Genomic DNA, 9,327 nt, shown 5'->3' on the forward strand with positions numbered 1-9,327 from the left:
CAATAGAATTAAAAGATACATTAAATCTACCGGTCACAGATTTTCCAATGAAAGCAGATCTCACGAAACGGGAACCTGCAAGGATAGTCCATTGGCAAAATATAGATTTATATAACGAAATTCAAAACAAAAATGCCCAGGGTCAATCGTTCATCCTCCATGATGGCCCACCTTTCACCAACGGCGATGTGCATATAGGTACAGCACTGAATAAAGTACTAAAGGATATCATCTTGCGTTACAAGTCTATGAATGGATTCAAAACTCCCTATATCCCTGGCTGGGATTGTCATGGACTGCCCATCGAGCATAAAGTCAGCAAAATTTTAAAGGATGAAAATCGCAATCTCGATACCATACACCTTCGCCAGGAATGCACAAACTTTTCTAAGTCGTTTATAGAGAAGCAGCGTAGGCAATTCATCCGCCTCGGCATATTGGCCGATTGGGCAAAGGAATACAAAACCATGGATCCGGAATATGAAGCCGTCGTCCTAAATTGCTTCGCTGATTTCGTCGAAAATGGCCTGGTATATAGAAAAAAGAAACCGGTATATTGGTCCATCCCCTGCAAAACTGCCCTGGCTGAAGCTGAAATAGAATACAAAGAACATAGAAGCCCTTCCATCTATGTTAAATTCAAAATCAATGATGAATGGTCCGGAAGACTAGAACTTCCAAGTGACTCACACTTAGTGATTTGGACAACAACCCCATGGACAATACCGTCTAATCTGGCCATAGCTGTACACCCAAATCTCAACTACATAGCCCTGGACCAAAATGGCGAAACATTGATAATTGCAGAAAAATTAGTCGATCAATTCACCACGGCCTGCAACATAAAAAATTTCAAAAAAATAGCCACATTGACAGGTAGTTCCATCGAAGGCATGGTAACAAAACATCCTCTAATAGAAAGAGATAGCAAAGTAATTTTGGCAGACTATGTCAAGGATGATGCCGGAACAGGCTGTGTGCACACAGCGCCAGGTCATGGCCTAGAAGACTATATAATTGGACTAAAATACGGCCTAGACGCCTATAGTCCACTGAATGATAGCGGTTGCTATATGGATGATGGTCAAGTCCCATCAGATCTTGTGGGCCTAAGCGTCCTGGATGTCAACGGCAAATGTCATGCCAACGATGCTGTCATTGAAAAACTCAAAGTCAACGGCACACTGATTGGATTACACACCATCGAACACCAATATCCCTATTGTTGGCGATCCAAAACTCCGGTAATATTCAGAGCCATGGACCAATGGTTCATCGAAGTGGATGGCCAACTGAGAAAAATGGCATTGAAGGCCATAAAAACAGTAAAATGGGTGCCAGGCTATGGCGAAAACCGAATCATCGGTGCAGTTACATCCAGACCAGATTGGTGCATAAGTCGCCAAAGAGCCTGGGGAATTCCTCTGCCTGTGTTTTTTGATGAAGACGGCAACTCGTTATTAGATGCTAATTTAGTGCGAGAAATTGCAAAAAAAATATCCAAGTATGGATCAGATTTTTGGTTCAAGTCATCCGTCGAAGAAATCCTTTCGGATCTAGAGCTACCAAGCCAATGGCAAGGAAAATCATTGTTCAAAGGCACTGACACCTTGGATGTCTGGATAGATTCTGGACTAAGCCATACCGCTGCACTTCACAACCGAAACAGCCTTTCCTTTCCGTCCGATATGTACTTAGAAGGCAGCGATCAACATCGCGGCTGGTTCCAATCTTCACTGCTAACCAGCGTGGTCGTCCATGACGGTCGCGCCCCATATAAAGAAGTTCTAACCCATGGGTTTGTGGTCGGCGAAGATAAGAAAAAAATCTCCAAAAGTGACGGCAAACCCCAAACCGCCGATGATTATGTAAATAGATTTGGCACAGATATTCTGCGATTATGGATTGCCTCCGAAGACTTTAGAGACGATGTACCTCTATCGGACGACATTTTTACCCACGTGGTCAACAGCTATAGGTCCATTAGAAACACCCTGCGATTCCAAATCGGCAATCTCTACGATTTTGACGTATCAAAACATTCTGTAGCTCAAAAAGATATGACACCAATTGACAAATGGATTCTGCACAAAACTAAAATACTAGTAGAGCAATGTACCGAATATTACAATAGCTACGAGTTTCACAAAGTCTACCAGCTGATCAACAAATTCTGCTCGGTGGAATTGTCGGCCAAGTATCACGACATACTAAAAGATAGGCTCTATACTCACGGCCCAAATTGGTCCACCAGAAGATCTTCTCAAACAGCAATTCATCTAGTCCTAAATTCGTTATTGAAATTATTGGCCCCTATTCTTATGTTTACCACCGACGAAGCTTTTAGTTTTATGACCAGTAATCGCGAAATTTCTAACGCATCCATACACCTAGAAAATTGGCCCAACTGCGAAGATTGGATCGATTTTTCCGAGGAAGCTTCCGAAATCGATGACCTGATGCAAATCCGAACGAAAGTCAACGAACAACTCGAATTCCTTCGAAAAGAAAAAAAAATTGGCCAGTCCCTAGATGCCAAAGTTACAATACACTGCGATGGTTGGAATTTCAAATTACTCAAAAAACATAGCGATGACTTGGAAGAATGTTTCATTGTTTCGGAAGTATATGTCAATCAAAGCGATGTATTTTCTATAAAAGTCGAACCAAGCCAACTCCAAAGATGTCCAAGAAGTTGGAGAAGAGTGGCGAAATTGGTGGATGCAGGCAAGTTTGGCCAAACATCCGAACGCTGCCTGAAAGCACTCAAGGACAAATACCCCGAAGAATTTTAATCAATAATTCATCATCATGGCTAATAAAAAATTTTCACAGAAAAAATCCAACGGCATGAAACGCGATGCTGTCCTTGAAATGGTTAAGAAACGACGCAGTTCTTTAACTAAACATGACAATCGCAGCTCCAATTACTTTTCAATGGACGATGTACTGGAAGTTTTGCGCACTAGATCCGAAGAAGGTCCAGATGCATCCAAAAGTATAAAAATACAAAACAAACAGAAAATTGTTGAAAAAATTCGCAAGGAAAATAAAAATACCATGGTGGCAGCTGCCGGCATCGCCGATATACTAGGATTTAATCCTTCCATGCAAAAAAGCAAAGAGGAGGATAGAAAAATCAAAGATGTGGCAGCAAATCTAAAGGTATATTATGATAACCTATTGACACTGAGAGAGATAGTGCAGCATAGATTAAACGATGAAACGGTCCCGAAGCAATTATTGCATAAAAAAAATGATTTTGACCCAGAATTCGCACTCACTATGCTGCCATCCGGCCTCGAAGCTCTGCATGAAATCGACGAAGCACTGGGTAGAATAGAAAATAATACCTTTGGAATTTGTGAAATAACCGGAGAATCCATATCCAAGGAAAGATTAATGGTCTTTCCATTCACAAGATATTCCGTCGCAGGCAAAAAAGAACATGAACAACAGCTCGCCATTAAAGAAAAGGCCCAGCCCAGCGGCGCCTTCGCAGAAGATATCGACAGTGGATTTGGCCTCTATGATGACGAAATCTCCGAAGAATAATTTCCGCAGATTTTGGACGATACTGGTCACATTGGTCACCCTGGATCAAATAAGTAAATATATCACAAGGGCTGGCGGCCATATGTTTCCTATAACCATCCTAGACAATTGGATATATATCAGGCCATCTTTTAATACAGGTGCAGCCTGGGGAATATTTAGCCGAAATGCCCATGCCCTCGGCCTTCTCGGATGTCTAGCATTGGCAGCTATTTTCTTGTATAGGAAAAAGTTAGAAATAATTACCTATCAATGCACCTTCGGCAGCATATGTGGCGGCATCGTCGGCAACATCATCGACAGATTGATATTTGGATGTGTCACAGATTTCATCGACATAAATCTGCAAGTATATAGATGGCCAACGTTCAACATAGCAGATAGCGCCATATGTTTGGGCGTGACTTACTATATACTTGGCACATCCCTAATCAGACCTGCTAACCATCGTCAATAAACCATCACTCAATTTGTAAGTTGCATCCGTCATCTTCGCAAACCCATCATTATGGGTGACCAATACCAATGAAATTCTGTCCGAACAGCATAGATCCAAAATCATTTTCATCACCGAAACGCCGGTTTTTTCATCCAGATTCCCTGTCGGCTCATCGGCCACAATCACCGCCGGGCTGTTTATCACCGCTCTGGCTATGGCAACCCGTTGGCGCTCACCACCGGATAACAAATTCGGCAACCCATCACCCTTATGCTCCAATCCAAGCAACTTTAATAACTCCTTAGCTCGGCACTTTGCGTTCTGCATATCTTTCTTAGCCAACATCGAAGGCAATAATACATTGGACAACACGCTGATTTCGTTGATCAAACAAAAATCCTGAAATATGAATCCAATGAATTCCGAACGCAGAATGGCTAACTTGTTGTCCGATAAATGGTTTATGTTCAATCCATCCCAAATCACATCGCCCTGATCTGGTCTATCTAACCCTGCAATTAAACTTAACAACGTGGTCTTGCCACAACCAGATTCGCCAACAATACTCAGACTTCTGCCGCGTAACACATTGAAGCTCACACACTTAAGAACCGAAACCCGCTCAGCCTTCGTCCTAAAATGCTTAGAAATGGAACTCACTTCTACTATGCTACCGCAGTCCGCCATGTCACCATAGTCTCCATCGATTAAAAATCATCCATCAATGATGCCGTTCACCTTTCCAAAGGGTAAACTCTCCGGCCGAATCGAATAGACTACGGACCATACAATTAGATCTCGTCGCCCTCAATGCGCTCACATAGCCGCCCATCGGATCGTATTTCGCAAAATCAAAACTCGGCATATTTTTTAATGGCCCAGGCCTGGTCTGTAAAAAAGCAGTCCGCCGGGAACTCAAAACCTTAACTCCTTCATTATCAATCGAATCGACAACATCAGCACCTCTTGTCATGGCAAAAAAATTACCCATACCCTTGGAACATACTATGGTGTCATAGTCCTTATTTATCTCCAAAGCGAAAGCTAAACTAGTATATGAAAAAGTACTAACCCCTTCCATAAGAGAAACATAGGATCTTAAAAACAGCATAGCTATGCGGATTCCCATTACTCTGCCAGGCCCTTCGCAAAAAACCATCTTAGTGAAAGAATACTTGTTCAGCACAGCTCTCAAAAAGCCAAAAATCATCATTGGCTCATCACAAATAAATGAATCAACAACCTGCCATTCAACCACTACGAAAACAAAACTTTTTTGTGTCGCTGTGTCTATTACTAAATAAGCATCTTCGGTAGCCATGGCCCATCCTTAGGGAATAAATCAAAAATTACTATCGAAAAATTTTGAAATTTTTACCAAAAAAATTATATTTAGCTGCCATGGGGTTTGGTAAAACAGTATTGATCTGCAAAGACTTCTGGCCAGATACTCAGGCCACAAGCCAATTATTTTCTGATCTGATTTATCATCTCACCGAAAAAGGCCATGACATTTCCGTAATATGCGGCCATCCACTGGCTTCAGAACACAAATTTGGCGCAATTCCTCCCCTCGGAAAAGTAAAAATAACCCGCATCGGCCCAAAGAAACCTTCGAAAAAAAATATACTATGCAGGCTGTACCACTACATTACCTTTATGCTATGTCTCAGCTCGCATATGTCTAAGTACCGCTATGGCAAGGTGATAGCACTCACAGCACCTCCATTTTTGCCGATCTGGATCTATCTATTACAAAAACTATTCAAATTCAACTATAATCTATTCATCCTCGATCTATACCCAGAAATACTCATGGAAGCAAAATTTTTCAAACCAAATGCTCTGGAAATAAAGTTATGGAAAGCGTTGAATAGGAAGGCGTTCCGCCGAGCAGACAAGATTTTTGTTCTGGGCCGAGATATGAAAAACCTATTGAAAACATCCTATGGCCTAAAGGAAACCGTCCATTATTTTCCCCACTGGAGCCAAATCGATGGAAGATTGATAAAATTTGAAGATAGCCACCTGACCCATAGATTAAATCTTCAATCGAAATTCGTGGTTCAGTATTCTGGCAACATGGGATTGCTACATGACATAGATTCATTTGTACTTGTGGCTAAAAGACTTACAGATTATAAAAATATTCACTTTTTGTTCATAGGCAACGGGAAAAGACAAAAAAGGGCAAAAAAACTATCCGCCCAAATGAAAAATATAACCTGGCTGCCCAAGCAACCAAAAACTGACCTCGCCGAAGTACTCGCTGCCTGCCATATCGGCCTGATTTCACTTAGAGAAAACATGCTTGGCTATGCTGTACCAAGTAAATTATACGGCATAATGGCTTCGGAACGAGCTGTAATTGCAATGGTACCAAAAGGTTCTGAAACCGAACTAGCTATCACAGAAAGCCATTGTGGTATAGTCACGTCCGGAATTCAAGACACCACTTCAGCAATCTTGGAATTATATTATAATAGAAAAAAACTAGCCCAACTGGCAACCAATGGCTATCAGGAATTTTTGAAAAAATATACGCTGGCCAAAGCAATTTCCAAATACGAACAACTATGCCAAGGCCATTGACAAATTTTATTCATGTCAATGGCTATACCATCATATTGACCCTATGGTTTGGCGCAGAAGCCTTTGTGATTCAAGAGCTTACCATTTCGTCGCCCCATAACAATATCATAAATTCTTTGGGCATAAAATCTCTCCGGGCCCTCATTGATTTTTCCTTTGCATACTTTTTAATTGCGACATTACAACGCAAATACCAAATGCTGCTGTATAATCTCTTCGAATTTATACTATCGCTCACATTTCTTACCTATTACCGCTACTTCAAAGTCCCCATATCTTTGGATGTAATAGCCACACAATTCCATGAATTTATGGCCATAGCAAACATCGCCATCCCATTGATCAGCCCAACGGCGACATCGATGCTACTTCTATCATTGATCATAAAAACCATAATAATCAACAAATTACAAACCTACAGTTGCAAAACTAGATATTTATATAGATCCTTTCATATACTTTTGGCATTGATTTTTTGGCAACTCCTAGTCGCCATATCATATAATGCGGTCACCTGCAATAGCTACCATCCGTCATACATACGCCAAAGGCTACTCGAAGCCTATGGTTATCTGAATACCTTTACCATCGAAATCATATACAATTGCAAATATAAATGGCCCACCTTTGCTTTGGCTAAAAAATTATACGATAATCGCAAAAATAATCTCATATTAAACCTGCCGCTAAAGCCATTTAGAAATATCATCGTGGTGCAGGTCGAAAGCCTGGATCATTCGGTGTTAGATCTGAAATTGAATGACAAAGAGGTAACTCCTTTTTTGAATTTTCTTAAAAAATCTGCCATGGTCAAAAAAGTTTTCCATAAATCAATTTATTGCTCTGCAAATGCGGACTACAGCGTCCTAACGGGAGCTAAATATCCTGGCCTTTGTCCCTATGCATTTTCCAAAAATAGTTACTTTTCCTCACTGGAAACACTGCCGAAGAAGCTAATAAAATTCAAATCAACCTCCTATCACGGATGCCATGGCGATTTTTATTCCAGAAAAATTTCCTACTCTAGTATGGGATTTCGGGAAATCTATTTTTTAGAAGATCTTGAACCACTTGGACTTAAGAAAAAAATCATGGGTGTAAGGGACGGCGACCTATTTAATTTTGCGGTGAATCGATTGAATGACAATAAAAATGATAAAAATTTTATATTTATAATAACACTTACTAGTCACTGCCATTTCCATATGACACCAACAAAAAATATATACCCCGATGGCACAGACGAGGTTTTATGGAAAAAATATATCAACAGCATAAACTATGTCGATCAATGCTTTTTGGATTTATATAATAAAATTCCTGAAGATACTGTGATTGTTCTCTATGGTGACCATATTTCTCATATGGACTATGAAGGCGCCGGTAAGCTTGAAGTTCCATTAATGATCTTTCAGAAAGGCAACGATATTCATGATGGAACCATTTCAAAAACAACCCATGGCGATCTAAAATTGCATGATATTCATTGGTTAATCTGTAGCATTGTCGAGAAAAGTTCAACTAGCATATCCATAAAATAATGCCCAAAAGCCAGATGTATGGATTAGAGATCATAGGTTCATAAAAATCTGTCAAATAATATCTAATAAGGCATCTAAAAATCACCACAAATCATAGATTACATAGGCCATTGCCATCAAAATTTTGACACCGGGCATAAATTTTACATAATATTTTTGGGAATATTAACACTATGAATGAAAAATTATTAAATATAAGAAACTCAACTATTAATAATAACAATAATAATATAACTAAAAAACAAAAAAGATCATCTCTGATCAAAATGTTCGTTTTGGTGATATCATTAGGAAATGCTATTTCAAATTCCTCAGGCGAACCTGACAAAAAGCTAGAGCAATTAAAAGCAAAAGGCTACAGATATAAAGGAAATATAACTCCCATAAGTCATTGCAATCCATCAACTCCAATAGCACCTGAGGCTCAAAAAAGACTGGAAACGTTCATGCCAGATCTATCATTGGATGGCGGCCTATTGTATATTAAAGAATTTTTGGCAGAAGGAGGTCTAGGAAAAACATACAAAGGTGTCGTAACCGATTCCAACAATGAAATTACTAAAAATGTTATAATAAAAACGCTAAAGCTTAAAAATGTGGGCCGAAAGAAAAATGTGCCCACAATTAAACATCTTGAAAGAGAAATAAATGCATCCAGCCAATTGATACACACACTGAAAAAATACATATCGACACCAGAAATAGATTTTGCAAAATTTCAAGGAGCCAGTGGCATAGTATCAATAATAGGATATCGTGGATGCGAATTAATACAACCAGAAATTGATGGCTATGATCTATCAAAAATATATGAAAAAGGTTTCGAAAGCAAACTTCTGCCACCCTATGATGCACCCTTTGGATACCATCAAGATACGTCCGAAGCCCTTAGATTATCACTAGGATTTATCAGCATATTAATGGCCATTCACAATGCCGGATTTATACATAATGACATAAAACTAGAAAATATTATGCTAAAGAAAAGCGAAGACGGAAGTTATGATCCGGCAATAATAGATCTGGGAGGCCTGGTGGCCATAGGTCAAAGATCTATCATAAAATCATCCAACGGTGGTCCAGAAAGGATAAACATTGAATCAAAACAGCGCCTATTATCAAAGCTAAGCAATAATCTAGCTATCATGGAAAAAAAGATAGAAACCGTTGAAGACCATATAACCAATATAAATAACGCCA

General features: G+C 39.7%; 8 protein-coding genes. 6 read left to right on the plus strand and 2 right to left on the minus strand.

Annotation, left to right across the window (positions count from 1 at the left end):
* Positions 1 to 2: 2 nt before the first annotated feature.
* From ileS to lspA, 3 genes are read left to right on the plus strand one after another with little or no spacing between them, the layout of a single operon-like run.
* A complete protein-coding gene (ileS, locus tag LBH49_02730; GenBank protein ID MDR0351536.1) occupies positions 3 to 2,795 on the plus strand; it encodes an isoleucine--tRNA ligase in 2,793 nt (930 codons plus the stop codon).
* Between the two features lie 16 nt (positions 2,796 to 2,811).
* Positions 2,812 to 3,555, plus strand: coding sequence for a hypothetical protein (locus LBH49_02735; protein ID MDR0351537.1), 744 nt, complete (start codon positions 2,812 to 2,814; stop codon positions 3,553 to 3,555).
* Entirely contained in the window at positions 3,530 to 4,012 is a 483-nt protein-coding gene (gene lspA, locus LBH49_02740) for a signal peptidase II (GenBank protein MDR0351538.1), read from the plus strand. Before LBH49_02735 ends, lspA begins: the two co-directional genes overlap by 26 nt.
* Here lspA and LBH49_02745 read toward each other — a convergent pair.
* Complete coding sequence (locus LBH49_02745; protein ID MDR0351539.1) at positions 3,983 to 4,681, minus strand: ABC transporter ATP-binding protein; 699 nt, start codon at positions 4,679 to 4,681, stop codon at positions 3,983 to 3,985. The genes lspA and LBH49_02745 overlap by 30 nt on opposite strands.
* A 34-nt stretch (positions 4,682 to 4,715) precedes the next feature.
* Entirely contained in the window at positions 4,716 to 5,315 is a 600-nt protein-coding gene (locus tag LBH49_02750; GenBank protein ID MDR0351540.1) for a hypothetical protein, read from the minus strand.
* A gap of 80 nt (positions 5,316 to 5,395) precedes the next feature.
* On the opposite strand from LBH49_02750, the gene LBH49_02755 reads away from it, so the two are divergent.
* The 3 genes from LBH49_02755 to LBH49_02765 all read left to right on the plus strand — a co-directional run.
* The gene (locus LBH49_02755; GenBank protein MDR0351541.1) at positions 5,396 to 6,586 is read left to right on the plus strand and encodes a glycosyltransferase family 4 protein; all 1,191 of its coding nucleotides are present in this window, start codon (positions 5,396 to 5,398) and stop codon (positions 6,584 to 6,586) included.
* Entirely contained in the window at positions 6,571 to 8,127 is a 1,557-nt protein-coding gene (locus LBH49_02760; GenBank protein MDR0351542.1) for an LTA synthase family protein, read from the plus strand. Before LBH49_02755 ends, LBH49_02760 begins: the two co-directional genes overlap by 16 nt.
* Before the next feature lie 173 nt (positions 8,128 to 8,300).
* A partial coding sequence (locus LBH49_02765; protein ID MDR0351543.1) for a hypothetical protein occupies positions 8,301 to 9,327 on the plus strand: 1,027 nt, incomplete at its 3' end.

Source organism: Puniceicoccales bacterium (assembly GCA_031255005.1).
Lineage (GTDB): Bacteria > Verrucomicrobiota > Verrucomicrobiia > Opitutales > LL51 > JAIRTH01.